This window comes from Paraburkholderia sp. GAS348, from assembly GCF_050434205.1.
Taxonomy (GTDB): Bacteria; Pseudomonadota; Gammaproteobacteria; order Burkholderiales; family Burkholderiaceae; genus Paraburkholderia.
On the sequence record NZ_JBNPVT010000018.1, the window covers coordinates 38,586 to 64,840 of the forward strand.

Genomic DNA, 26,255 nt, shown 5'->3' on the forward strand with positions numbered 1-26,255 from the left:
TTACGACGTCCGGGGATGTGCTTCGTCAAACACCCCAAACATCGAGGAAACGGAAAATGTCTTCAGCTGATTTGACTCCTCTTGTCGAACTACGTCAGGTCGTTAAGCACTACCAACTTGGTGAGGCGCAGATCACCGCACTCAAACACGTCGACGTGGCCATCCGCTCCGGAGAGTTCGTGGCCGTATGGGGGCCGTCCGGTTCGGGTAAGTCGACGTTGTGCAATCTCGTCGGATTGCTCGACACGCCTTCCTCGGGAGCCGTATTTTTCAAGGGACAAGATGCCGCGACGCTCTCGGATGATCAGCGCAGCGAGGCGCGCAATCACGCCATCGGATTCATCTTCCAGGGATTCAATCTGATCCCGGTGCTGTCAGCGCTCGAAAACGTGATGCTGCCAATCCAGATCGGGAATCTGGCTGCTCGATCCTCCCGGGAGATGGCCCTCAAACGTCTCAACGATGTAGGCCTCGCGAGCCATGCCGGGCATCGCCCGGCGAAACTCTCGGGGGGGCAGCAGCAGCGCGTGGCGATCGCGCGGGCACTGATCACCCGCCCCGCACTGGTCGTTGCGGACGAGCCGACTGCCAATCTCGACTCGGAAAACGCGCTCAGGATCATCGACCTGATGCGCCAGATCAGCAGGAAGGAAGGCACGACCTTCATTTTCTCCACCCATGATGAGCGCTTACTCGATCGCGTGGACCGTCGGATCATGATGCGCGACGGCGAAGTCATCGACGATCAGCGGGTGGCTGTGGATAACCGTTCTGCAATGGGGGTGGACTCATGATGACCTGGATCAAGCTCGCAATCAGAAATCTCTTCAGGAACGGGAGACGGTCCCTTTTCACCATAGTCGCCATTGGTGTGGGTTTCCTTGCGGTCAATACGTTGGGTGGATTTACCCGATATATCTTCACGAGCCTGAAGGATAGCTATATCTATGCCGAAGCGAACGGGAACCTGACCATCTTCAAGTCGGGATTTCTGGATCACGGCAAGCTCGAGCCGACGAAATATCTATTGAGCGAAGGCGACGTGAAGACCATGAGAAAGATACTGGCCCGGCACCCGGAGGTCATCGTCGTCACACCGCAGCTGCAGATATCGGGCTTGCTGAGCAACGGAAAAGTGTCGACCATTTTTTTTGCACCGGGCCGGGTCCCTTCGGATATTCAGGCGATTGCCAGCCATGCGGTTGGCGTAATGGGCAAGGCGAAGCTGTATGACGGCAATCCGCTCTCGGACAAGCTTGACCACGGTATCGGTGTAACTCACGGCCTCGCGAGGCAGCTGAATCTACAGCTCGGTTCGGACGCAGTCGCCATGTCGCCTACGGTGTCAGGGCAGATCAATGCACTCGATGCGCAGCTCGTTCAGCTCATCGATGCTCCGGACGAAGCGCTGGAAGATACCTTTGCGACCGTTCCGCTGAAGTTCGCTCAAAGCCTGTATGACACAACGAGCGTCGATCGTTTGACCGTGTTGCTGTCCAACGACGAACGGACCGGCGCCATGAGAACGATCGTGGCCCGGGAATTTGCCGCAGCCGGCCTGAACGTGGATGTCAGGACATGGAATGAACTCTCGCCGTTCTATACCAAGGTGAAGAAGATGTTCAATGTCATATTTTTGATCACCTTCCTGATCGTGTTCACGATCGTTGTGATGAGCATCGTCAATACGGTCACGATGGCCATCATGGAGCGTACGCGGGAGATCGGAACCTTGCGTGCGCTGGGCGTGAAGCGCAGGGGTATCGTCGCACTTTTCGCGCTGGAAAGCTTGATGCTGGGTATCTTTGGCGCGTTGCTCGGGATCGCCCTCAACCTGCTCGTTCTCTATGCGGTCTGGCTGCTTCAGCCAACATGGGTCCCACCGCAAGTGAGCCGGGAAGTACCGCTGCAAATCTACCTGGTGCCGGACTATTGGGGGTACAGCGTGCTGCTTCTGATATTTCTGTCGCTACTGTCGGCGTTGCTGCCCGCGCGGAAGGCGGCACGCATGGTAATCGTGGGCGCATTGGCTTACGCGTGACGGCAAACGAACGAGGGAATCATGAAGAGAATCCAGTACATCGTGCTTCTCCTGCTGAGCTTCCTGAGCTGCGCGAGCGCTCACGCGGCGCTTACCCCGCGGGACATTCTGAAGGCGGCCGATGAGGCGCGTGGCAACGTGGCAGGGGTGGCGTGGGAAGTGACGATCGAATCAACGGAAAATCAGCAGATCACGGACACTCTGAGGTATGACATCAAGGCCCGCGGTTTCAACATCTCTGGCCTGAGCCTTGCCCCTCCGAAATATCGGGGCGAGAAGCTGCTCATGCTCAGCACCAGCATGTGGTTTTACAAGCCGGGGCTTAGCAAGCCCGTGCCGATCTCGCAGCGGCAGAAGCTGATGGGCGACGCGGCGTACGGTGATATTGCGTCGACGAACTACGCAGAGGACTACGATGCAACCCAGCTTGCCGATGAAGCGGTGGAGGGTGAAGATTGTTACGTTTTCGATCTCAAGGCGAAGAGTGACAATACCACTTACGACCGCATCAAATACTGGGTTTCAAAAAAGCGCCTGCTCGGCATCAAGGCGCAATATTTCACGGTGTCAGGTAAGGCATTCAAGTCATCGACCATGGACTACGACAACGTCGTTCGTGTAGGTGGAGAAACTCGGCCGTTTATTTCCCGGATCACATTTCACGGGGAATTGATGAACGGGGAAGTCACTTATCTGAATTTGCGCAATCCGCGCGTCGAACCTTTGCCAGATTACGTGTTCGACCTGAATCTGTTCATGCGATGAAGAAGTGTTTGCCAAATGTGAATATCACGTTCGTTTCGATTACTTGCCGCGCCATCACGGCCGCAAGCTAAAGAAATACGAGGAAAATGGGATGAATACGCCAATTGCGATAGTGGGAATGGCATGCCGGTTTCCTGGCGGTGTGTGCAATCCTGACGATTACTGGAATCTTCTGGTCGCAGAGAAAGATGCAGTAACCGAGGTACCTCCAGAGCGCTTCGGTACCGAGTTTTACCAGCATCCAGCAAAGCGCGAGCCCGGCAAGAGCTACACTTTTTCTGCAGGCGTGCTCGACGATGTCATGGGCTTCGATGCGGAATTTTTTGGCATCTCGCCGCGCGAAGCGGCGCAAATGGACCCGCAGCAGCGACTCCTGCTCGAACTCGCCTGGGAGACGTTTGAGGACGCCGGCCGCTTGCCAGGCAAGATGGCCGGCAGCAATTGCGCGGTGTTCGTCGGTGTTTCGAGTCAGGACTATGGCGACCGCAATGTGGACGACTTGAGCGTCATCGACGCCTATTCGGCGACTGGCAATACGTCCAGCATTGTCTCGAACCGGATTTCGTACCTGTTCGACCTGCGTGGTCCGAGCATGTCGATCGACACGGCCTGTTCCTCCTCGCTGGTGGCGGTGCATCAGGCTTGCCGGTCGATCTGGTCGGGTGAAGCGGACGCAGCGCTTGCCGGTGGCGTCAATCTGTTGCTCCACCCGTTCGCTTTCATCGGGTTTTCGAAGGCGTCGATGCTTTCACCAACGGGCCGTTGCCGCGCTTTCGATGCTGCGGGGGACGGCTACGTACGTGCGGAAGGCGGCGCGCTCATCCTGCTGAAATCCCTCGAGAAGGCTATCGCCGACGGCGATTTGGTTCATGCCGTGATCGTCTCGTCCGGCGTCAATTCGGACGGTCACTCGCAAGGCGGGATCAATGTGCCCGCCACGGCGACCCAGGCGTGCCTGCTGGAAGACGTCTATGCGCGTGCGGGTATCGATCCAGCCTATGTCTCGTACGTCGAGGCGCACGGCACGGGCACCGCGGTCGGCGATCCGGTCGAAGCTCGCGCGCTGAGCGAGGTCATCGGGCGGCGACGCGCGCCTGGCAGCCCGTTGCTGATCGGCTCGGCGAAGAGCAATCTGGGACACCTCGAGCCCGCGTCTGGCATGGCCGGCCTGCTGAAGGCGATTCTCTGCCTCAAACACCGCGCCGTTCCGGCCTCGATCCATTTCAGGAATCCCAATCCCAACATCGACTTTGCCGGGGGCGGACTGCAGGTGGTCGATCGCTATACGCCGCTCGAGGCCCACGCGCATCCATTGACGATAGGCATCAATTCGTTTGGATTCGGGGGGACGAATGCGCACGTGCTGATACGCGAGGCTGACCCAGCGTCGCGCGCGGGGCATCCTGGGTTGGTCCCGCAGGAGGGTGCACAACCGCTGCCGCTCATGCTAAGCGCGCGTTCTCCGAAGGCGTTGCATGCACTGGCCGCCGCGTATAAGACTCGTCTCGAGCGAGGCGATCCGTGGTCAGCGCTTGCGCTCGGCGCTGCGCGCAAACGGGAATGGCTGAGTCATCGCGCCATCGTCAGTCCCGCAGCATTGGAAGACGGCATGGCTGCGCTCGACCAGCTGTCCCAGGGCGAAACGACATCCTCGATCGTCACCGGGGAGGCGTTGGACCCGAACGGAAAGGTCGCGCTGGTCTTCTCTGGCAACGGCTCGCAATGGGCTGGCATGGGGCAACGTCTGCTCGAAGAGGACGACAACTTCCGCGCAGCACTGACCGAACTCGACATACTGTGGCGAGCGGACGGCAGTCCTTCCCTCGTCGATGAACTGCGCGCTGGCGTCACGGCCGAACGGCTTGCCGACACTGATTGTGCCCAGCCACTGCTTTTCGCGCTCCAGTTTGGCGTCGTGCGCGTCATGCAGTCACGCGGCCTGCAATACGACGCATGTTACGGCCACAGCGTCGGCGAGGTCGCCGCTGCCTGGGCATCCGGAGCATTGACGATCGAGCAGGCGGTGCACGTCATCAAGATTCGCAGCGGCGCACAGGCGAAAACCCGTGGTACAGGGAGAATGGCGGCGGCAGGTCTGAGTGAGGCGGCGGCGCGCCAGTTGATCGACACACTGGGTCTTGCGGGTGAACTTGAAATTGCGGGCATCAACAGCCCGCAAGCGGTCACGCTTGTTGGCGCTCTGCAGGCACTGGAGGCAGTCCAACAGGTCCTTCTCACAGGAGGGCAATTTTTCCAGATTCTCGATCTCGACTACGCATTTCACAGCGACCGCATGGACGCAATTCAGGGACTCGTGCTCGATGGTCTCGACGATCTTCGTCCGCATGATACGCAGCGGGTGTTCGCGTCATCGGTGACGGGCGGCCTGCTATCCGGACACGCGCTCGATGCGTCGTACTGGTGGAGAAACATCCGCGAGCCGGTTCGCTTCGACGAAGCGACTCGCAGCCTGATCGACGCTGGCGTGCGGCTTTTCGTCGAAGTGGGCCCGCATCCGATCCTGCGCACCTACATGACGCACACGATCGAACAGTCGAAGGTGAAAGGCCGTCCACTCCCCACGCTCATGCGCAACCAGGACAGCGCCGCGGATCTGCATCTCGCGATCCACGCAGCTTTCGCGAACGGCGCCAGCATCGACCTCGATAAGGGTTTCCCTGTCAGTGCTGGCAGCATGAACTGCTCGTTGCCGACCTATCCGTGGCAACGGGAGCATTACATGTCGCCGCCGACCCCAGAAGGCTACAACCTCGTCAACCGGCGCCGCGAACATCCACTGCTCGGCTATCCACTGAAAGATCATGCGGCTGCCTGGGAAAATCAGATCGACCCGGTCAGGATGCCCGTGCTCGCAGACCACGAAGTCGATGGCGCGGCTACCTTTCCAGGTGCGGGATATGCAGAAATGGCACTAGCGGCGGCGCGGATTCACTTCGGCACGGTGAAATGCGCGGTTGAAAACCTTGAAATCCGGACACCGGTCGTATTTCAGCCGCAACATGCCAAGCTGTTCCGCTTCACACTCGACACGCACACCGCCGGCTTTACGATTGAGACGCGCACGCGCATGTCGGACGAGCCCTGGGCGCTCAATGTAACCGGTCGCCTGCTGGCAGGCGGTCCAGACTCCGCTGGCGCGCCAAATGTTGCGGCCGATGAGCTGGCGCAGTTCGACGCGTACCCTCGGATCGATGCTGCGTCGCTCTATGAGGGCGCAGCGTCGATTGGGTTGCACTACGGTGATGCGTTCCGGTGGGTGCAATCGTTGCGCCTGGCGGGCGACGCCGCGCTCGGCGAGCTCGCCGCACCGCCCGCGCTGCAGGGCGCGCTGCAGGATTATGTCTTCCACCCGGCAGCGATGGATAGCGGTTTTCATCCGTTGTTCGCTCTCGTCGCGAACCAGGACAGCACTGACGAGGGGCATCCCGCGTACGTTCCGGTACACATGGGACGCATCGACTTTTTCGGCGGCAACGCGCCGGCTCGCGTACTCGTGCGAATCGAGCGGCGCAGCCCTCATTCCCTCGTCGCCTCATTCACCTATCTTGACCAGGACGCAGGCGTCATTGCAAGGATCAGCGCCTGCCGCTTCCGCCGTGTGGACTTCACTGGCCGTCACCGCCCCGAACCCGGGCGTTTCGTATTCGTCGCAGAGGCGCGACCGTACAACGGTGACGTTATCGCGGCCGGTTTGCCGGCTCCTGCAGTCCTGTTTGAGTCTGCCTCGGGCGCAGTGGCCGCAAAAGAAGATGCGCAACACCGCAATACGCACCTGACGCAGGTCTTGCCCCTTCTCGACGTGCTCGCCGCGGCTTATGCGCTGCGCGCTATCGAAGCGCTGAACATCATCGGCAGCACGTCGTTGCCAGCCACCCGGAACCAGCCGCTGCTCGAGCGTCTCGTCGCGATGCTCGTCGAGGACGGCGTGCTCGAGATCGTCGATGGACATGTTGAGCGCGGTCAGGAAGCGTTGCCGTCCATCGAAGACTTGTGGCGCGGCCTTCTCGCGCTCTCGCCTGGTCATGCCGCCGAGCTCGCGCTGATGGCGCGCTGCGGTGCAGCGTTGCCTGCCGTGCTGAGCAGCGAGGCGCAGGCAGATACGGTGCTCCCTCCTGTTCGCAGTGATCTGGTCGATCATCTTTACGAGTCCTCGCCGAGCTGGTCACACGCCAATGCATTCGTGCGCGCGAGCCTCGAGGCAGCAGTCGACGCGTGGCGTGAGCCCCGTCGGCTGCGGGTGCTCGAAATCGCGACACCTGGCATAGGTGCATTTCACCCAGTCGCTGCGCATCTGCAGACCCGCTGCGATTATGCAATCGCAGCGGGCGTGGAGCAGCTAGGTACGATCGATGCGAGCAGCCATCCATACATTCGCACGGTTTCGCTGGAGCTCGGCGAGGAACCGACGCTGGCGACCGAACCGGGGCGGCCCGCGCAGTATGACGTGGTGATGATCAAAAACATGTTGCGTGCGAGTGCGCAACCGGCACGGCTGATACAGGCGGCACGCTCGTGGATGACGCCGGATGCGATCCTGCTGGTGAGCGAAAGCCAGCCGAGCCGCGTCTCGGACCTGGTATTTGGCCTCGACGCCAGCGCGTGGACGCACGAGCGCGCCGGACTGCTCAGCGCGAACCAGATCACGACGCTGCTGCATGGCCAGGGGCTTGAGGACCTGGTGCGTCATATGGAAGGTGACCTCGAGATCGAAGGTGCGCCGGTTGTGATCGCCGCGCGGCTACCTGCGAACGACGCGCTCGTGACACCCGAAGCAACCGTTGAGCCCCAATCGGCGCACTGGCTCGTCGTATTTGCCGGGGCAGCGCAGCAGCCGCTGGCGGATACCCTCGTGAATGCATTGCAGGCCGCCAGTCAGGTCGCGGCCAGCTGCACCCTCGAGGCTTTGGCCGACGAGCCGGCCCGGCTTGCTCGACCAATGGGTAACGGCACGCCTCGCATTGTGTTCATGGCGGCAACGGCAGATGCCGTACCGCACGACGCGGACGGTGCCGCGCTGATGGAGGCACAGGAAAGCACGTCGATTGCGCTAGCACGGCTCGTACGCACCATCATCGGCAGTGCGCCGGACGCGCATGCGAGCCTGTGGATCGTGACGAGCGGCGGCGCTCCGATCCTGGGCGAGACCGGCGATGCAATGGCAACCCGTCCCGAACAGGCCACGCTCTGGGGACTCGGGCGCGTGCTGATGAATGAGCATGCGGAACTGGGTTGCCACCTCGTCGACGTCGAACCGGGCTGCGACGCACCAGAAGCGCTGCTCGTTCGCGAGCTGTTGTCACAGGAGAGCGAGGAGGAGGTACTGCTGACCTCGCGAGGCCGTTTCGTGTCGCGCATGGTGCCTGCTGCAACGGAGGATCTGCGCAAGACCCGTGCTCAGGCAGATGCGCACGAGCGTCCAGCCGTGCTCGGGTTCGAGGCGCCCGGATCGTTGCGTAATCTTCAGTGGTTCGCGCTGCAGGAGCGCGAACTGGCGTCAAACGAAGTCGAGATTGAACCTGTTGCCGCGGGCCTTAACTTCCGCGACGTGATGTACGCGATGGGTTTGCTGTCCGACGAGGCGGTCGAGAATGGCTTTGCGGGGCCGACCATCGGGATGGAAGTCTCAGGGCGAATAGTGCGCGCCGGTTCGCAGGTGGACGGCTTCAAGGTCGGCGACGCGGTGCTGGGCTTTGCGCCCGCATGCTTTGCGTCGCGTGTCAGGACACGTGCTACGGCGATTGTGATCAAGCCGGAGAAGTTGACTTTCGCGGAAGCAGCGACGATTCCGACGACCTTTTTAACCGTGTACTACTCACTGCGCGAACTCGCCCGGCTGCGCGCCGGCGAGCGCGTGCTGGTGCATGGCGCGGCAGGGGGGGTCGGCATTGCGGCCGTCCAGATCGCGAAACACCTGGGTGCCGAAGTCTACGCGACCGCAAGCAAGGAGAAGCGAGAGTTTGTCCGGCTGCTCGGCGCCGATCACGTATTCGATTCACGCAGCCTCGCTTTCGCCGACGAAATCCTGCATCGCACCGCAGGCGCAGGTGTCGACGTCGTCCTCAATTCGCTGGCTGGCGAGGCGATGGTCCGCAGTATCGATGTGCTGCGTCCGTTTGGCCGTTTTATCGAGCTAGGCAAGCGGGATTTCTACGAGAACACGCTGATTGGACTGCGGCCGTTTCGCAATAACATCAGCTACTTCGGCGTCGACGCAGACCAGTTGATGAGTGCACTGCCGCAACTGGCGGCGCGCCTGTTCGACGAGATCATGGACCTGGTCGCGCAAGGCGCGCTCCATCCGTTGCCTTACCGCACGTTCGCGGCTGAACATGCCGGGGACGCTTTCCGGTACATGCAACAGGCAAAGCAGGTCGGGAAGATACTGCTGACTTTCGATGCGGGCGTGCCGCCACCGCAAACGGCACCTGCCACCCCTCTGCGGCTCGACCCACACGCCGCTTATCTGGTTGTCGGCGGCACAAGCGGGCTGGGTTTTGCAACAGCGCGCTGGTTTGTCGAAAAGGGCGCGCGGCATCTTGTACTCGCGAGCCGTACCGCGAAACTCGCGCCGGAGCTTACTACCGAAGTTCAATACTGGACGGATGAGTTGGGGGTGGCGGTCACGCTCGCATCGTGCGATGTAACGGACGCGGCAGCGGTAGCGCAGCTCATCGAAAGAACTGACAAGGCGGTGGCGCCGCTCAAGGGCGTGGTGCATTCGGCGTTGAGCATTTCCGACGGCCTCGTTGCGAACCTCGACGATGCGCGCATGCGTACGGTGATGGCGCCCAAGGTGGCGGGCGCCTGGAATCTGCATCAGGCAACGCGCGGGCTGTCGCTTGACTTTTTCGTTGTGTACTCGTCGGCAACGACGTTCCTTGGAAATCCAGGGCAATCCAATTATGTTGCCGCGAATGCATTCCTCGAATCGCTGGTTCTGTTGCGCCGTGCAGCAGGACAGCCGGCGTGCTTCATGGCATGGGGGCCTATCGATGATGTCGGTTTCTTGTCACGCAACAGGGAGACCCGCGATGCGCTTGAAGCGCGTATCGGTGGTCGTTCGATTACCTCGGGCGAAGCAATGGCCGCGCTGGAGCGCGTGCTGGTCGCGCAACGGGCGGGGGAGGCGGTGGTATGGCTAGAGTGGGAAGCGATTACGCGGGTGATTCCTTCAGCACGTTCCGAGCGCTACATCGAGATGCGCAAGCGCGAGTCTAACGACGCGCAACGCGCCGAGGGCCCGGGCCTGCGAGAGGACGTTCTCGCGCTGACGGTGACAGAAGCCCAGCAACTGGTTGCCGAGGCGTTGCGGGCTGAGATCGGGCGCATCCTGAACCTGTCGACGGCGAAGATCGAACTGGATCGATCGATCCTCGACATGGGGATGGATTCACTGATGGGTATGGAACTGCGCATGGCGATCGAGGAATGCTTCCAGGTCAAGCTGTCGGTCATGATGCTGACCGAGGGCGTCACCGTGAATTCGCTCGCGCAGAGAATCGTTGAGTTGATCCGGGGCGACGGCCAGGACAGCAGCCAGAAATCGGAACTGGAGCAGCAGGTCAGCGCCCTGGCGGCAACGCACGCGGTCGAGGTCAGTGCGGATGATGTCAGGGAAATGGCCGACCGTGCGATGCAACCCTCGCGGAAACAGGCATCCGGCCGGTAAATGACGGCACGCTTACGTGCGTCAAGGTGGTGGCCGGCAATCGGCCATTAAATAAGGATGGCTAACAGATAGAAAGGAGCGGGATATGGGATTGGGTCAGCAATTCAGGCAACAGCTTGCCGCCAAGGCGCTCAAGCGCCAGCTCGAGCGTGTGGGCGACGATATCAGTGGGGTCACCCCGGTTGTGCATGAAGCACTGCGCTCCTCGCCATCGGGCCTGCGCTCGCCCGCGAATGGCACCGTCGATTATGAGGCGCTGCGCCGTTTCGACACGATGCCCGGTTATCAGCAGGTGGCGATCATGCGGCAAATGCGGGAACAGCTTCATATCGAGTCGCCGTTTTTTCGCGTGCACGAAGGCAATGCGGGTGCGACGACGCGGATTGGCGAGAAGACCTACGTCAACTTCGCGAACTATAACTATCTCGGTCTCTCGGGTTCGCCCGTGGTTCTGGCCCGGGCGAAAGCTGCGATCGACCAGTACGGCACTTCCGCGTCGGCAAGTCGCATGGTCGCCGGAGAGCGGCCGATTCATGGCGAACTCGAGCGTGCACTAGCAAAGCTCTACGAGGTCGACGACTGTGTCGTATTTGTGAGTGGTCATGCAACGAATGTGACCGTCATTGGCTCGTTGTTCGGTCCGTCTGATCTGATCGTTCACGATTCGCTCTCGCACAACAGCGTCATACAAGGAGCGATGCTGAGCGGTGCGAAGCGGCTCCCCTTTCCACATAACGATTGGGCTGCGCTGGACGAATTGCTCACGCGCGTACGAGGCAACTATCAGCGTGTGCTGATTACGATTGAAGGGCTGTACAGCATGGACGGCGACATCCCCGATCTCGCCCGGTTCATCGAGATCAAGCGTCGCCATGCGGCGTTCCTGATGGTGGACGAGGCGCATTCGCTGGGTGTCCTGGGCGAAACCGGCAAAGGGGTGCGCGAGCATTTTGGTGTCGATGGGCGCGACGTCGACATCTGGATGGGCACGCTGAGCAAGACGCTTAGCGGTTGTGGCGGCTTTATCGCCGGCGCGCAGACACTCATCGATATCCTGCGCCATCTTGCGCCGGGCTTCATGTATAGCGTCGGCCTTGCGCCGGCGCTTGCCGCCGCTTCGCTCGCTTCGCTCGAGTGCATGCAATCTGAACCACAACGGGTCACCCAGCTTCGCGAGCGCGGCCAGCAGTTCCTGAAGGAAGCCCGGCGCATCGGTTTGAACACAGGGACAAGTGCTGGATATGCGGTTATTCCGGTGATTACCGGAAGCTCGCTGAAGGCTGTTCAATGGTCGAACGCGCTCTTCGAACAGGGTATCAACGCTCAGCCGATATTTTATCCGGCGGTCGAAGAGAAGCTGGCGAGACTGCGATTTTTCATTTGTTCGACGCATACATCCGAGCACATTCGCGTCGTGATCGATGCGCTTGAGCGCATCGCTGGCGGCTAAGTGCGATAAGCACTTGGGTGATGCGAGGTCGACCAGGGGATGTGCAGTCGTCAGGCCAAACAGAATAAGCCGTACAAAGACCCGCATCACCTATGGGGATTCTTATATGTTCAGTGTCAAGGATGAAGTATCGGACGTGGCAGCTGAAATCGAAAATCTCTGCGGCACGCTCTTCGATCGATGGTGCGAAAAGCGCAGTGTGGTTCCGCTTGCCTATTTGATGCACAGTTGGCCGCTCGCTGCGCCGACGCCGCTGCGGATCATGCGTTTGTCGTGTGTACTGCGAGACCTGATGAATGCTTATTGTGAGTCGTTGGACGTTGACGACCGCCAGCTCATTCACACAGTAGTCGCGATTGCCAACCGTGTGATTTAGCGGACAGGAACTGGATGACCACGCCCGGCTGTCCGGTGCTCGATCGACTTGGGTCAGGTACCGGGGTGCGCAGCCATGGATGAGGTGCGTCGTTGCGGCCGGTGCGGGCGGGGGCGGTGTGTGGATGCCGCGCGCTGGCTGCAGACCGTTAGCCAGACAAGGAGAGTGTCAGGTATGTGTGGCCGCTATGTTCGCGCGCGTGCTGGACTGGAGTATTTGGCGCCATTGGTGTCCGGTCATGGTGACTTTCCCGTGGGGCTTGATGTGTGCCCGAGCTGGAACATCGCGCCTGGCACGTGCCAGCCGATCGTCTACCCGGCTGGCACGCCCCGCCGCGTGCGCTGGGGCTACCGGGCTCCGTGGGCCATGCGTAAACGCCCGCGTACCATCATCGACGCCACAAGCGGAAATTTTGACTCGTCGGCGTGGAAGGCGCTCTGGAGAAATGGCCGGGTGATTGTGCCTGGCGACGGCTGGTTCGAGTGGGTGGACGCTGTGGACGGAAGTCAGCCGTACTTCATCCGGCGCATGGATGGCGAGCCACTGTTCATGGCAGCGCTGACCAGCCAGCAGCTGGAAACGGAAGCTCACGATGGTGATGGTTTCATGATCGTTGTCACCGCCGCCGATGCAGGCCCCATGGACGTGCACGCCTTGCGGCCTGTGGTGTTTGCCGCTCCCGATGCACGCGTATGGCTCGACCCCGATACGTCGCCCGAGCTGGCAAGCTATCTGGTGCATCGTGTGGCGCTGCCCGCCGGATCCTTCGACCGGTTTGCGGTCAGCCGTGCCGTGAATTGGGCGGACAGGCAGGATGGCCCGAGCCTGATTGAGCGCACCGCGACGCCCAGGTGAAAGGTTGCGGTGCGTGCGATCAGTCGATCTGCCGACTCGTGATTCTGGTTTTCACCGATCGGCAGCCGAAACATTACGCGCGCTTCGCCGTAAAGCCGTCCGACGACTCGCGCATTCCCCAAGGAAATGCCTGTCGATACCTGCGAGGGCCTGCGGGTGCGATTCCCGTGAACTACTCACCTAAGCGTTTCTAAGGGCGAGCCGCTCCGACGGCCGCTTGCTCGCCCGATACTGGCTTGGTGTTGTCGCAAGATGCTGACGGAAGAGCTTTGACAGCCGCGCACCGCAGCCGATTCCGCAGCGCCGTGCGACCTCGTCGACCGGGAGGCTGGTTTCAGCAAGCAGGTCGCAGCTCTTGTGAAGGCGTATGTGTAACAGATACTCAGAAGGTGTTATCCCCATTTCAATCTTGAACCGTCGCAGGAAGTTCCGCTCGCTCATGGCGGCCGCCTGTGCTGCGTCGTCGATTGCGATGGGATGATCGCTGTTTTCCTCCAGCCATCGCGCGGACGCCCGGATCTTTTCGCTGACGCAGGCACCTGCGTTCGTGCGCTCGATTGCATTCAAATGCGTCTGCACCGCGGGCGCTACCCAGTCGGCAATCCGTGTGGCGATCTCCGCGCCGAAGTCTTGCTGGACTATCGCTAGCGCGATTTGCATCGGGTTAATGAGGTCCGGGGAAGCGCATGCGTTCGCAGCACCGACTACGATGTCGCCAGCCCGTATTCCATCATGGAGACCGTAGGGGAGCGCTCTGCCTGCTGCGGCTTCGAGCAGCAACCGTCCTTCGTCGATCGGGAAGATCAGATCGGTGCACGCGTAGGTGTACCGCAACCATGTAATCAGGCGTTGGTCGCGCAGTGCGTTCTTCACCCCCGAGCCGCCAGCAATAAAGAGCGCGTAAAAATAACCGGCGCCGTTGAGCGCTTCAATACGCTCGCTTCCGACGAACAACGATGACGAGCTTGCGATTCTACCGCCGGGGGCCGACAGGAGGCGGACGTCGTAAGGCGCACCTCCTTGCGCGGCGTAGTCAGTCAGCGCGTTCGCGGAGTGGAATATTTCTATGATGCGGGCGACCTTCGGTAGCGCAAAACCGTCGTACAAGGCGACACCGATACATCTCCGGGCGGTGACGCCAGGCCGGACATGGGATTGAAGTTCGCAACCCGTTTCCTCATCGAAGCGGCAATTCATGTGGCTTCCCCGGAAATGTTCTATTGCTTTGTTTGCACGAGACTCAGTGCCTGAACCGATCCTAGTCAGCCAGGCTCGCTGCAGTGTTTGATTTGACCGAATTAGTCATGATGTTGTCGGATCGAGATCATTTGCAGCGACGGCGTTCGTGCTATTCGTACGATGATTGCGCCACATCGAGATGTCCCCACTGCAGATCGAGGGCTCGCACCACATGCCAACGGTGTTGCGACGCCCAGCGTTGGTGCGGCGCGGAAACGCTCCCCGAGCGGCTTTCGACGTTTTCTGGCACTTCGCGCGCAAACGTGTGCGACGAAGAAAGCCGGCCTTTTAAGACGGGAAAGTAGTAATAAGTACCTCCCGTGTTGTAATCCGTCAAATGTGTATTTTTTCCCGCCAAGGTTTACGCCTGCTGGCGTATTATTGCTATGCTGCAACGCAATAGCATAAATATGAGCAGACGAGAGCGGGGGCAGGCATGGGTAATACTCGGTCGGGGAAAGGTGTTGCGAATCGCACGCGACAGACGTTCGCGCTGCCGCGTGCGATTGGCATGTGCGCTATGGCCTTCCGATTACTAGCAAAGTATTCGTCAGCGAAGTCATTTATTCGTCTGATTAATGGGCGTCGCCTCAAATTCCCACATGTTCCGGTGTCTCCAGTCGGATGTCATATGTCAGCTGGTGCCCGGACGCGCACCGGCCAAGCCATCAAGGCAGTCCAATAAATATTCGCTTGAATTTCACGCGGACTCGTTTGGTGAGAGGGGGCACGTATGTTAATCGATATGAGCAAGCGGCCAGAGCTTTCTGCAGAGATCGAAGCGTGTTGTCTTGCGCTATTTGACCGCTGGTGCGAAAAGAGGCGCGTCGTTCCCCTTGCATATTTGATGCACGCGTGGCCTATACCCAAGCCAACGCCGACTTTGATGAGGCATCTATCCAGATCGCTCCACGATTTGATGCTTTCTTATTCCGATTCCCTTGACGTCGACGAGTGCCGCCTGATTGAGGACGCTATTGCGATTGCTGAAGAAAACTGCCGGGCCTGATGAGGTTGGTGCTTTGCGGATCTGTTTCGGGCAAGTAACTGCAGAGTATCGGATATCGCGTCAAACATCGGAAACTTACACGTAATCACATGAGCTTAAACACAGCCGGAACGGCTCAGTGGTTCTATGGGGGCAAAGTGAGATGGAATGCTTTTCCGAGGTACACAGTAACGGCAAGGTCTGGGAGAACGTAGTTCACGGTACCCGCGCCGTACGACACATTGGCATTACCCTGTTCAACGGCTTCGCACTGCAGGAGGTGGTTGCCATCGGGCAGGCTTTCCAGTCGGCGAATGCGCTCTGCGAATCTACCCGGCACGGTACCGCGCTTTACAACGTCTGCCTGCTGTCGGCCACCGGCGGCATGATTGCCAGTTCGTCATCGGTGTTCGTCTGGACCGAAAATATCGATGCGTGCCGCCATACCGACAATTTTCATGCGCTCTTCATTGTTGGCGGCGCGGGGGCTCGCAGCGCGCTGCGCGACGAACATTTGATCCGCTGGCTGCGTCGCTCTGTCCCGCGCAGCCAACTGACGTTCCCGATCACCGAAGGACGGTTGCTGCTCGAAGCCGCTGCGCTCGGACAGGCTGGTACCGACGATGCATGGGGCAATCGCGCGGACAGCCTGGCCGCAAAACATCTCGACGCTGCTCATTATGCCAACGCTGTGGGCCCGTTGCGAGCCGCGTTGAACGTGATCCGGGAAGATCTCGGCACTGACATCACAAGGAAGATTGCCTCTGGCGTAGCGACGCTAATCGAAACGGAATTCACCTCGATTGTGAGCAGGAACGCCGCGCCGAACGTCAGCGAAAGGATTCAGGCATCGGCGCGATGGCTGGCAGCGAATAGCGACCGACAGATCACGATCGATGAGGCGGCGCAAGTCTGCGCCATGAGCGAGCGAAACTTCCTGCGGCGCTTCAAGACCGAACTGGGCGTCACACCGTCCGATTATCTGATGTATGTTCGGCTCGACATGTGCTGCCGCCTTCTGGTTGAAACCGATCTGCCGGTCGACAAGATCGCGCTGCGCTGTGGAATCAGCGGTGGTGGGCGCGTCTCGAAACTCTTCCGGCGGTATCTTGCGATGACGCCGACGGCCTATCGCATGCGCAATCGAGCTTCGACGCGTCAAACGCGCGTGAGCCCCGTTGCCAGAGCCGCACCGTGACGCGGGCAGCAAGGGGCAATAGCCACGCTACCACGCGTTCACCAGATTGCTGACGTTGACCGTGCCAATGCCAGTGGAGAAGCTCCAGCCTATACCCGCAGCATAGGCTTTCGAGTAGGTGCTATCGCTTGTCGAGAGGACGCCGTAGGTGCCGCTCGGTACATAGCAGTTGTTCGTGCCCGAGCAGTTCACGTCGATGTCGCCGAGCGTGATGCCGTAGAAGATGCAGTTGCTGGCGACGCCGTTGCCGAGACTGGAATTGCAGTTGCCGCTGCCGCCCGATTTGTATTCTGCCGCGGCGAGGGCGTAGTAGACCGTGTTGGGATTACCTTGACGGGCTTGGGCCTTCTGGTTTACCAAGGCCTGGAAGCCAGCCCAGATCGGCGAGGCGAACGAGGTTCCTCCAGCGCCCGTCCATGTGCTCGGAGCCCCGGCGCATGCTGCGCCGCCGTCGGATTTGTCGGAGTCGCAAAAGATGTAGTAGTGACCCCAGACACCGTTGGCCGCGAACAGGGAGACGTCGGGAAGATCACGCACGGCGTCTGCCGGGTTGCCTACCAGTGACTGCCAGGAGGGCTTGGCGTATCCCTTGCACGTGCCGCTAACGACGCCGCTCTTCGATGGGGCGCCTGTGGCACAGCCGCTCGGGCCCCCGCTGCCGCTCGCTGTCGTCAGGAAGTTGGCCTTGCCGGTTGCACTGTTGCAGAAACCGTTTTTGCCATAAGACGCAGCATAACCTTCCACTTTGGCGATCAGCCCGCTGGCACAGGAATCGTTCCACGGAATCTCGGGGACATAGGATATCGCTGAGCCGTAGTTCGCAGCATTGGCCGCATTCCAGTAGGAAGCGGTGACCCCGGCATAGGTGTCTCCGAAGTCAGTGCCTCCGACGGCAACGTTATAGGGCGTCGAAGCAAGGCCGCTGACGCCGATACCATGAGTCGCATTTTTCTGGTCCGCGTCGCAGCTCGCCGCCCCCTCGTCACCCGCCGAGACGAACACCGAGACACCACGGGCGACAGCCTGCTGGTAAACCGAGTTATAAGCGGCATTGGCCGCCGCTCCGTTCTTCGACTCGCATTCGCCGTAGCTGATGCTGACTATCGCTGGGGGGGTGCTGCTGTTCACGAGATTCTGGAGCGCAATCAGGCCGCCAAACGTCGTACCCGTATCCTTGCAGGACGCGACGACGATGGCCGCGCTTGGCGCTGCAGCGCTCGCCCATTGCGCGTCGAGTTCGGCTTCCATTTCATTGCCCGCAACGACGCCCGGGTCCCTGCAATTGTTAGTGCCGCTCGCTGGCGCCGGATGGACCTGCGTGAAGGAGCCCGATGTGTAACCCGACAGTCCGAAGGTCGAGCGGAACGTCGTCCAGTCCGCGGCGCTGTATACGTCGGTATCTTCGATCACGACGATCGTCTGGCCCTGACCCGAGATGCCGGCTTTGAATAGAGGATTCAGATTGTAGATCGTCGCGAGATCAGCCGGAACGACCGGATGATAGGTCAAACTGCCGCTGGTGTATGTGTATTGGGGGCGGGACATGAAATTTGAATGCGGACGGAAGTCATTCAGCGACACGATCCCGCTCACGGCGTCGGCAAGGGCGGCTGGAATGTATGGATTGCTCATGTTGGCGAGGTGGGCGACACCGCCCACCTCGACCTGATGGATCTCGGTCTTGAATGTGTCGCGGATCTGTCCTGCCGTTCCAGAAAAGTCAATCACCATGCCGTTCGGCTGCACGCCGTTTATCTTGAGACCATGTCTGGAAAGCCAATCGCTGACTACGTTCACGTCCGCGTCTGCCGGGCCGAAATCCGCGCGAAACTGCTCCGCACTGAGCCACTGGTGAAAATACGGCGACTTCGGGTCATGGAGCAGGTCGATAAAATGTGCGAGGGCAGCTTCTCGCTCCGCTGGCCGCTTCATGAGCAGTTGCATATGGTCGAGAACGAGCGTGTCTTCGACACGCCCGCGATCATTCTCGCTGTTCATCTCAGGACGGGTATTGGCAATCATCTCGACGGTCTGTCGCTCGTCGATCACCCGGGTGACCACCTGTCGGGCCGCCTGCGCCATTGATTCGGGTGCGGCACAGATCAGGGTGATGAGTATTGCAAGCCGTACCGGAAAGCTTGAGTTGAATTTCTTGAGCATATAGGTCCTCGCTGTGTCCGCAAGCTTCTCGTGGGGCAGCCTCTCCGCTCTTTCGAATCAATCAGATGGTTTTATGAGCGAGGCCCTGCCGATCAGTATTGAGGCCGCCATGGCGCTGCCACGTGAAGCGGCGAGTCAAGTCCGTAACGCGGCATGTATACGCCAGTCGGTACACTTCGCATTCCATATCATAGGAACTCTATCGTCGTTCCCTCGTCGGTAGGAATTTCGGACGCCAGCTTTGACCGGCGGCCTGAAAACGCAGCTCAGAAAGGTCGCGACGCTTGTCTTGCGAGCGGGCTTCATGAGAACAATATAGCTGGAGGCCGCCCACGTGATTCCAATAAATGGCAGAAGAATCGGACAATGAAAGTACGAAGCGCGGCTGCTCCCGATGAAATGGCTCGAAAGAAAGCCGGCGGATAAGGCCCAAATGTTGTCCTACCCTATATGCTGCATTGCAGCGTAAGCTGCATGCGATCTGATTAACCGCCGCTCGTTTTTTGAGCGGACCACACAGAGCAAGGTGATATGGACATCGCTCTCTCTATTCTTTCCAAACTTTGCTTTGCTTGGATCCTTGTCTACTTGACCTTCAGCTTTCAGTCCGCCTTATGGGTCGGCGCACGGCATAGTCGCGGATTTGTCATTCTCGAGTTTCAGCCATATCGTGCGCGTGGCAGCAGGGAAGCTGCGAGGGCAAGATTGCTGAAGCGAATGGCGTTATCGGCAGCTTTGGCGTTGCCGTCGGGTATCATTTCATATATAGCAGGTCTGGCTATTTCGTAGAGAATTCTGTTACGCGTAGTGCGATTTGGCGAAGCGCCTCGGCAGTTGACATACGGTCCGCATGCTTGAACGAGGGTTCAGTCGTGTGAAAGCGTGAAGAAAGGTCGGATGGCGGACGGTCGTTCAGGCCAGCCGAACCTTGTGCACTTCTTCTGTGAAATCCCTTCGGATTTCGCAATATTTAACAGCTTTTCCGACTGCTTTCGCGTAAACTCGGGCCGTCACAACGCACCCGTCCGTTCCGCATGGCGTGGCAAGAGAAGTTCATGGACCTGTTCGCCCAAAACTAACCTCGTCGCTGCGCTCAGCGAGCGCGCCCGATCATATGCAAATCGCCATACTAGAATCCGATCTCAGAGCACTCGATTGCGCGCTGGAAATGCTGTCATCCGCTGGACACTTCTGCTTTGGCCTGTCAAGCGACGAATCATTACCCGGATTGCTCAAACAGGTGTCCGTCGACCTGGTCATACTCGATTGGGCGGCGCCGGATGCGGTCCGGTACGATACCCTGCGCTATCTCGCCAAACACGAGTCCCTAATCCCAATCATCCTGTGCGTGACGCCGGGTACGCCGGATAAGGTGATCGTCTCAGGACTGGAGAGCGGCGCAAACATTTGCCTCGAGAAGCCACTTGGCAGCGCGGAGTTGCTTGCGCACATCCATGCTTTGGGGCGCCACAGCGATTCGTATTCCACAATCGCAGCAGTCAAGATTACGTAGAAGTCCGTCCTGGACAATTTTATAGAAAATCACGATACGTCACTGGCCCGGTACTTCTCAACAAAAAATGCCCGCTCGTCCCATGCGGGCGGCGGGCTAAATCTCAGCGGCCGATACGTGGGGCAGCCCCTGAGATGGCCATGCACGATCATAGATTGACTCGAATTGACGGTGATCATAGTGGCGGACAAGGTCACGGAATTGGCTGAATGCGACACCGAAATGCGCCGAAGCCCGTTGGTTTTTCCGCCATGAAATGAGAAAGGTTTGCCCGGCGCGCCAGCGATCCATCCACCCCAGGCCTGATTTCATATCGACGGAATCAGCCAATGTTTTGGCGAAAGCGGTGTAGCAGGACGGAGGAGTATCGGTCTTGGGACGACTCCATCTACACACCTAATTCACCATGATTCGGCTGCTTGAATTCGATTTGCTTGCGCGCACGGAACTGCTGACCTATCTCGTTGCTTCGCAATTGGCAATGCGTCATAAGACTGGACGATGGCTCACGACCGAACACGTTGTCGAATCTACACATCTCTGGTTGCAGTTAAACGGGTACGAAGCCGACTGGCTGCAGCGCGTGTCACTTGCATGCCGCGCGCAATATCTGGCGGAACGTGGAACGTGGGCCTCGCAAAGAAGGCCTGACGCGAAGACGGTCGCAGGCGCGTTTTTCAGTGGCGTGCGTCTCGACTTCAAGTCGCCGGCGGTAATAGAGATCTTCATCGCATGTGCGGCCAATCTTCCCGGGCTGATTAGGTTCCTTGGCACATCGAGGATTGCCTGATGTTCGCCTGGTTCCGTCGCAGTAAGGTAAGCGGAACAGAAAGTGCCTGAAACGCTCTAGTCACGACATCCTGCAGCAGGCGGACCGTGTGTGCTCAAGGCAGTACGCTTCCCGTGAGGTTCCGCTGCATCCGCCAACATGATGGTGGATTCGGTCATTCAATAATCGGGCTGGAAAGAGCTACGTACTATGTAATACGCAGTGGCCGATGATGCCGCTAAGCGCCCGTCAGAGCATTCATTTACACGTACACGGTCGAACATTGGTTATCCAAAGAAAACCATAAAATCAATGTCACGGTAGTAGCGGAAATAAGGAATCGAGAAGTCAATCATGTAGCCGACTGGAAAATAAACTCTTGTCGACTCGTTTTTAAACTTGTCGCCACGACTTTTCATTTGGCGGCGCCGCAGTCGATCAATCCGCTTCTGTTTCGGACCATGTCATGGAGACACGAAAACAATGGATGAATATCTTCCAGCGTATTTGATTCGCGAACAGGCTGCGGTGGGTGCGCTCGTGATATTTGGCGTATTGAGGGTCATTGCTGCAGCCGTCGCGTTCTCGAAAGGCTGGCGTATCGCGATTCTTGAAAAATGCTTCATTGCTGTAGCGGTGCTGTACTGTATTCCGCAACTATTCGATTTACTAACGCAGTTGTACCGTGTGCGTGTTGCGCTTCCTGAGTTCGAAGGAAAGGCTCTCGGGTGCACCATCGCACTTTTCTCCGCACCCATTCTGAGTCATCGGCTCGGCTTCGAATAACGGGCAATCCCTGGGGGCGCGCCGTTACGATCGTCCCGAGGTTCGCCCGACGCAGGCGCTTGCCGGGCCGCTACGCCGACTCGATCGACCGGCGCTTAATCGCGCGATACTCGGTCGGAGTCGTCCCGAGATATCTGCGGAAGATTTTTGACAGTCGCCCACCGTTGCCGATACCGCAACGTCGCGCGACCTTGTCTACTGGAAGATTGGTTTCAGCCAGCAGGCGGCAACACATGTCCAGTCGCACGAACAAAAGGTAGTCGGACGGCGTCACACCCATTTCCGTCTTGAAACGTCGTAAGAAGTTGCGCGTGCTCATTGCGACAACCTTTGCCGCTTCATCGATCGTGATTGAGCGGTCGCCGTTCATCTCGAGCCACCGCGCTGAGGTCTGGATTTTTTCGCTAACTTCGTTTGACGCGCCCTTGCGAAGGATCGCTGTGAACCGCGTTTCCAACTGCGGATCAATACCACTGGCGATCTGGCGCGCGATTTCGGCGCCGAGGTCGCTTTCGACTACCGCTAGTGCAGCTTGCAGTGGATCGGTGGTGTCGGGGGACAGCCGGGCTCTCAAACCGTTGCGCGACATTTGAGGGGAGCGCTCGCGGCGCCGTGGTTCGCCGGCAGCGAGTCCCAATCCGGCGATATCGAGCAGCAGGCGTCCTTCGGCGATCGGAAATATCAGCTCCGCATCAGAGGAAATGTGTCGCAGCCAGTTGATTAGCGTTTCATCTCGCAGCGCGGTTTTCACACCTGTGCCACCGGATAGGAACAGTGCGTGGAATTTGTTCCTATCATGGCGCGCGTCAATCCCCTCAGTCCAGACAAAGGCAGACGAGGAACTTGAAATCCTGTCGCCGGCGGCCGATAACAGGCAGACCTCGTATCGTACGGCGCAACTCCGGGTGGTCTCGCCGAGCGCATTTGCTGACTGGAAAATCTCCGCGACCGCGGCGGCATCAGGCAACGCAAAGCCGTCAAACAGGACAATGCCGATGCGTTTCACGGCACAATCATTCGCCAGGAGTTGAGATTGCGCCCAATGCCGGTCATAGCGATCCGGAAAATCTGCCATCCGAACGTCCCCCGAAGATAAGTGACCTCCTCCCGCCTTCGAGTCGGTTCTCTTTGGAGGGCATCCTACATACGGTTTTCCGATAGCGGTGATGTGTGGCCGAATAGACTAATACGTTGGCGGGCGCGGACTGATTCCGCAGTGCATCCGGCGGTGTGTTACTTGCAAGTCGCGTCATCGCGAAAAGTGCTTGGTAAGGATAACTATTGGCTCTGAACCATTCCGGAGAAGTCGTCTTTCGACTGCTGCGGCAATGCGAATGCGCCCGTCCCAGTATGTCCTGGACAATCGCTCGCTGTCGGCACGATCTGGAGCCCAGAAGTGTTCCTCGAGTGCTTCGATCGAGATGGCGCACTGCACCGAACGGCCCCGCCATACCGCGATGAAGCGGATTAGCTTGCCATCATCGGACAGACGGGTGTCCCTTGAGAGAGTAATGTCCATCGCAGTTGCTTACTGGACGCATGTCAGACCGAACTTAACGGCGGTCGGGTTGCTTCGGACCGGCTTTCGTTTCGAACTAATCTGAGCGGGAAGTGGCATCGCGCGGCCACCATCAGTAGACCTCGGCCATGCTAAAGCTCACACCGTCCGCATCCCCGGCGGCGGGGATCGAGCCGCCGTCGAGATTCCATGCAATGTTGACGTCGGGGTCGTCCCACCGCAACGTGCGTTCATGCTCGGGACTGCGTCGCTCGGTGGCCTTGCACAACACCTCCGCGACTTCTGATAACACCAGAAAGCCATGTGCGAAGCCGGGTGGAATCCACAGTTGATGACAATTGGCCGACGATAGTTGTGCACTGACCCATCGGCCGAAGGTGATCGACCAGCGCCGCAGGTCGACCGCCACGTCGAGCACTTCACCTGATACGACCCGGATCAGTTTGCCCTGCGGACGCTGGATCTGATAATGCAGGCCGCAAAGCACGTGGCGCGCTGACACGGTGTGATACTCCTGCGTGAAGGTGTAGCCGCGCGTTACCTTTTCCTCGAATTCACTTTGGTCGAAACTCTCGAAGAACGCGCCGCGGGCATCGCTGATGATATGTGGTTCGATCAGCTTGACGTCGCGAATCTGTGTATGCTGAACCTTAATGGTCATGGGCGGGGCGATCGGGATAGAAACGAGAAAGTGTTTGTCGCAGCGCATCTACTCCGACAGCGTGGTGAGGTGCGTTAGCGGGATTGCAGGCACTCCAGGCGCGCCTCGAAGCCGGTCATTCCGAGTCAGCGATGATAGCGAGAGAGAGGCGTTGTGCGCATGCCTGTCGCATCGTCTTGATCCTATATGAGGGGCGAATGTCTATTCCGCCAAAAATGTGGAGTAGGCCGCCATTTTCCTGCTACGCGATCGAATTGGTGTGGAGTGGCAATGTCATTCAGCGTCGGCTATGCATCATGGAAATGGTCGGTTTAGCGCAAATCGTATGCGCGGACACGACGACCTCTGGTGGCAAACGGTATACGGGACAGCGTGGGTAGCTCGGGCACGTCGGCATACACCCTCCCCGGACGCTGCAGCATCCGGCCTTGCAGACCCCCAGTTCATGGGGCAAATCTACCTGAGGATACCTATGCACATCTTTCATCGTTGCGATGTCGGGGGTGCTAACTAGATAGAGAGGCTCGATCGCTGGGGTCGATCCTATAGAACGATTAAAAAATCGATATCGAGTGTCCGAATCGGACATCATATTGGCGAATGCGGCTCTGCCGGATGCGAGTACCTTCTGGTTTCGCTAGCTCGCTCAATTGAAAATTCTTCATGTGGATCTTGCATCGAGACTTCACTCAATTGGCGAAATCCTTCAATATTTCAGCGGACGCAACAAGATCAAAGATGGCATATTCCGTCCCCCGCGTCTCCGCGTTCAACTGATGCAGCGGCTTTGCTCTATGCGGCCATTCATGCGACAGGGGCGAGGGCGCTTTCTCGTGTGCTGATACCAGACGGTAACGCTAATTGCACATTGCGTCGTCTGGCTCCACTCGTGGCTATCCGCGATGAACTGAGTTGGGAAGCCGCTCGCTCCGTTGAGCGGAACATAGCAGGGAGCTTGTATGGGTATCGCCTTTTCGATGCTTTTCAGAATTTGCTTTGCGTGGATCATTGTTTATTTGATGTTCGGCCTTCTCTATTCCACATGGGCCATGACACAACATGTCAACAGACTCGTTCGTATTGAGTTCCGTTCGCGGCGTGTGAGCCGGTCAATGGACTTTGCCTGGCGAAGCGTATTGACGCAAATGCGATGGTGCGCGGTTTTCGCGCTTCCAGTTGGTATCGCGTCGTATTGCGCTTCCGTCTTTCTATCTTAAGCCGTATTTCGGGCAACGTTATGATGCTTCCATTCAATAGGTTTCTGCTAACTGTCGACGCAACCCCTTTGGTTGCCATCGACCTGCTCATCCCGAACGAAGTGGGCGGTTATCTTCTCGGACACCGAGTCAATAAACCCGCCCAGGGATTCTGGTTCGTCCCGGGCGGCCGCATCCGCAAGAACGAACGCCTCGACGACGCCTTTCGCCGGATTGCACGCGATGAACTCGGTCGCGTAGATGTCGAACGTACCGAAGCCGATCTCATAGGGGTGTACGAGCACCTGTACGAAGATAATTTTAGTGGGCAACCCGGTATCTCGACTCACTACGTCGTGCTCGGTTACAAGCTGCGCGGTCCGATTGAATTGGAAAGTCTGCCCAACACCCAGCACACCGCCTACCGTTGGGCGACTCCGGAAGAAATCATCGCCGACTCAACCGTTCATCCCAATACGCAAGCGTATTTTGGCGGCCATTTGCCCCGCTAGCCATAGATGGGCATGACCGGTGGGCGCAAAGGATGCCGCCTGGATCAAACAGAAAGCGCTGTCGCGCATCGAGCGCGATTACCCGGAACTCAAGCGGGAACTCGGCCTGGGGCATTTCGAGGGACGCAGTTGGCGCGGTCTTCATCACCGCGCGACGCTATGCATAGCGGCTTACGGCTTTCTCGTTGCTGAGCGCCTGGCGGTGCAAAAAAACTCCAGCCAATCAGCTACCCCGCGAAATGCCTGCCTTACCCAAAGGCCTCCGCCCCGGGGCGCCCCTGCGTGGGCAGCGTGACTCTCCTGTGGTGCCGAAGATAATTTCAAGAGTGCAATGCATCTGCCTTTGCACGGGCAACGGCCAGCCGAACCGTTTCTGGATGTTGTACGTTCGGAAGATTCAGGCGCTAGAGAGCGCTTGACCTGATCCGCCAACCAAGGGCTCGTGAGCTAATCCGCCAACATGTTGGCCGTTTCCGTCAGCCATATTACGCCAATTGGCGGTCTATGTATGATGCGCTGCAACGGCAAAAGATTTTC

General features: G+C 58.9%; 16 protein-coding genes and 1 pseudogene. 12 read left to right on the forward strand and 5 right to left on the reverse strand.

The window, feature by feature from the left end; genetic code table 11:
* Positions 1-56: 56 nt before the first annotated feature.
* The 7 genes from P3T22_RS24620 to P3T22_RS24650 all read left to right on the forward strand — a co-directional run bounded on the left by P3T22_RS24620 (position 57) and on the right by P3T22_RS24650 (position 13,177).
* On the forward strand, positions 57-794 hold the full coding sequence (locus P3T22_RS24620) for an ABC transporter ATP-binding protein (RefSeq protein WP_063498905.1): 738 nt from the start codon (positions 57-59) through the stop codon (positions 792-794).
* The gene (locus P3T22_RS24625; RefSeq protein ID WP_063498906.1) at positions 791-2,041 is read left to right on the forward strand and encodes an ABC transporter permease; all 1,251 of its coding nucleotides are present in this window, start codon (positions 791-793) and stop codon (positions 2,039-2,041) included. Before P3T22_RS24620 ends, P3T22_RS24625 begins: the two co-directional genes overlap by 4 nt.
* A 21-nt stretch (positions 2,042-2,062) precedes the next feature.
* The gene (locus tag P3T22_RS24630) at positions 2,063-2,806 is read left to right on the forward strand and encodes an outer membrane lipoprotein-sorting protein (protein ID WP_063498907.1); all 744 of its coding nucleotides are present in this window, start codon (positions 2,063-2,065) and stop codon (positions 2,804-2,806) included.
* 91 nt (positions 2,807-2,897) lie between these two features.
* The gene (locus P3T22_RS24635) at positions 2,898-10,496 is read left to right on the forward strand and encodes an SDR family NAD(P)-dependent oxidoreductase (protein WP_429326417.1); all 7,599 of its coding nucleotides are present in this window, start codon (positions 2,898-2,900) and stop codon (positions 10,494-10,496) included.
* Positions 10,497-10,581: 85 nt separating this feature from the next.
* Positions 10,582-11,946: an aminotransferase class I/II-fold pyridoxal phosphate-dependent enzyme gene (locus P3T22_RS24640; protein ID WP_429326418.1), complete on the forward strand. Its 1,365-nt coding sequence runs from the start codon at positions 10,582-10,584 to the stop codon at positions 11,944-11,946.
* A gap of 106 nt (positions 11,947-12,052) precedes the next feature.
* Positions 12,053-12,322 carry a hypothetical protein gene (locus P3T22_RS24645; protein WP_063498910.1) on the forward strand — a complete coding sequence of 90 codons (270 nt, stop codon included), beginning with the start codon at positions 12,053-12,055 and terminating at the stop codon, positions 12,320-12,322.
* Between the two features lie 174 nt (positions 12,323-12,496).
* Positions 12,497-13,177: an SOS response-associated peptidase gene (locus P3T22_RS24650; protein WP_429326419.1), complete on the forward strand. Its 681-nt coding sequence runs from the start codon at positions 12,497-12,499 to the stop codon at positions 13,175-13,177.
* 180 nt (positions 13,178-13,357) lie between these two features.
* Here P3T22_RS24650 and P3T22_RS24655 read toward each other — a convergent pair whose 3' ends face one another.
* A complete protein-coding gene (locus tag P3T22_RS24655) occupies positions 13,358-14,374 on the reverse strand; it encodes a helix-turn-helix domain-containing protein (RefSeq protein WP_429326420.1) in 1,017 nt (338 codons plus the stop codon).
* A 1,193-nt stretch (positions 14,375-15,567) separates the two neighbouring features.
* On the opposite strand from P3T22_RS24655, the gene P3T22_RS24660 reads away from it, so the two are divergent.
* Entirely contained in the window at positions 15,568-16,602 is a 1,035-nt protein-coding gene (locus P3T22_RS24660; protein WP_429326421.1) for a helix-turn-helix domain-containing protein, read from the forward strand.
* A gap of 27 nt (positions 16,603-16,629) precedes the next feature.
* On the opposite strand, the gene P3T22_RS24665 is transcribed toward P3T22_RS24660, so the two are convergent.
* Positions 16,630-18,762 (reverse strand): S53 family peptidase, encoded by a 2,133-nt coding sequence (locus P3T22_RS24665; RefSeq protein WP_429326422.1) that lies wholly within the window; start codon positions 18,760-18,762, stop codon positions 16,630-16,632.
* A 1,114-nt stretch (positions 18,763-19,876) separates the two neighbouring features.
* Here P3T22_RS24665 and P3T22_RS24670 point away from each other — a divergent pair.
* Both P3T22_RS24670 and P3T22_RS24675 read left to right on the forward strand, forming a co-directional pair.
* Complete coding sequence (locus tag P3T22_RS24670; RefSeq protein WP_429326423.1) at positions 19,877-20,275, forward strand: response regulator transcription factor; 399 nt, start codon at positions 19,877-19,879, stop codon at positions 20,273-20,275.
* Between the two features lie 1,252 nt (positions 20,276-21,527).
* Positions 21,528-21,830 carry a hypothetical protein gene (locus P3T22_RS24675; protein ID WP_429326424.1) on the forward strand — a complete coding sequence of 101 codons (303 nt, stop codon included), beginning with the start codon at positions 21,528-21,530 and terminating at the stop codon, positions 21,828-21,830.
* Positions 21,831-21,900: 70 nt separating this feature from the next.
* Here the strand turns inward: P3T22_RS24675 and P3T22_RS24680 are convergent, their stop codons facing one another.
* The 3 genes from P3T22_RS24680 to rfbC all read right to left on the reverse strand — a co-directional run bounded on the left by P3T22_RS24680 (position 21,901) and on the right by rfbC (position 24,010).
* Complete coding sequence (locus tag P3T22_RS24680; protein WP_429326425.1) at positions 21,901-22,905, reverse strand: GlxA family transcriptional regulator; 1,005 nt, start codon at positions 22,903-22,905, stop codon at positions 21,901-21,903.
* Between the two features lie 174 nt (positions 22,906-23,079).
* Positions 23,080-23,349, reverse strand: a complete 270-nt coding sequence (locus P3T22_RS24685; protein ID WP_082855288.1) for a DUF1488 family protein — start codon at positions 23,347-23,349, stop codon at positions 23,080-23,082.
* Between the two features lie 112 nt (positions 23,350-23,461).
* Positions 23,462-24,010 (reverse strand): dTDP-4-dehydrorhamnose 3,5-epimerase, encoded by a 549-nt coding sequence (rfbC, locus tag P3T22_RS24690; protein ID WP_429326471.1) that lies wholly within the window; start codon positions 24,008-24,010, stop codon positions 23,462-23,464.
* Positions 24,011-25,250: 1,240 nt separating this feature from the next.
* Here rfbC and P3T22_RS24695 point away from each other — a divergent pair.
* Both P3T22_RS24695 and P3T22_RS24700 read left to right on the forward strand, forming a co-directional pair.
* The gene (locus tag P3T22_RS24695; RefSeq protein ID WP_429326472.1) at positions 25,251-25,718 is read left to right on the forward strand and encodes a GDP-mannose mannosyl hydrolase; all 468 of its coding nucleotides are present in this window, start codon (positions 25,251-25,253) and stop codon (positions 25,716-25,718) included.
* Positions 25,719-25,782: 64 nt separating this feature from the next.
* Positions 25,783-26,013, forward strand: a pseudogene (locus P3T22_RS24700) (IS701 family transposase); the annotation flags it as partial.
* Positions 26,014-26,255: the final 242 nt, after the last annotated feature.

Excerpts from the sequence above, each read along its gene's own strand:
- P3T22_RS24625 (WP_063498906.1), top strand. The coding sequence starts at position 791 with ATGATGACCTGGATCAAGCTCGCAATCAGAAATCTCTTCAGGAACGGG.
- P3T22_RS24645 (WP_063498910.1), top strand. The coding sequence starts at position 12,053 with ATGTTCAGTGTCAAGGATGAAGTATCGGACGTGGCAGCTGAAATCGAA.
- P3T22_RS24665 (WP_429326422.1), bottom strand. The coding sequence starts at position 18,762 with ATGCTCAAGAAATTCAACTCAAGCTTTCCGGTACGGCTTGCAATACTC.
- P3T22_RS24630 (WP_063498907.1), top strand. The coding sequence starts at position 2,063 with ATGAAGAGAATCCAGTACATCGTGCTTCTCCTGCTGAGCTTCCTGAGC.
- P3T22_RS24685 (WP_082855288.1), bottom strand. The coding sequence starts at position 23,349 with ATGGACATTACTCTCTCAAGGGACACCCGTCTGTCCGATGATGGCAAG.
- P3T22_RS24640 (WP_429326418.1), top strand. The coding sequence starts at position 10,582 with ATGGGATTGGGTCAGCAATTCAGGCAACAGCTTGCCGCCAAGGCGCTC.
- P3T22_RS24660 (WP_429326421.1), top strand. The coding sequence starts at position 15,568 with ATGGAATGCTTTTCCGAGGTACACAGTAACGGCAAGGTCTGGGAGAAC.
- P3T22_RS24655 (WP_429326420.1), bottom strand. The coding sequence starts at position 14,374 with ATGAATTGCCGCTTCGATGAGGAAACGGGTTGCGAACTTCAATCCCAT.
- P3T22_RS24675 (WP_429326424.1), top strand. The coding sequence starts at position 21,528 with ATGGATGAATATCTTCCAGCGTATTTGATTCGCGAACAGGCTGCGGTG.
- P3T22_RS24670 (WP_429326423.1), top strand. The coding sequence starts at position 19,877 with ATGCAAATCGCCATACTAGAATCCGATCTCAGAGCACTCGATTGCGCG.
- P3T22_RS24620 (WP_063498905.1), top strand. The coding sequence starts at position 57 with ATGTCTTCAGCTGATTTGACTCCTCTTGTCGAACTACGTCAGGTCGTT.
- P3T22_RS24635 (WP_429326417.1), top strand. The coding sequence starts at position 2,898 with ATGAATACGCCAATTGCGATAGTGGGAATGGCATGCCGGTTTCCTGGC.
- P3T22_RS24650 (WP_429326419.1), top strand. The coding sequence starts at position 12,497 with ATGTGTGGCCGCTATGTTCGCGCGCGTGCTGGACTGGAGTATTTGGCG.
- P3T22_RS24695 (WP_429326472.1), top strand. The coding sequence starts at position 25,251 with ATGCTTCCATTCAATAGGTTTCTGCTAACTGTCGACGCAACCCCTTTG.
- rfbC (WP_429326471.1), bottom strand. The coding sequence starts at position 24,010 with ATGACCATTAAGGTTCAGCATACACAGATTCGCGACGTCAAGCTGATC.
- P3T22_RS24680 (WP_429326425.1), bottom strand. The coding sequence starts at position 22,905 with ATGGCAGATTTTCCGGATCGCTATGACCGGCATTGGGCGCAATCTCAA.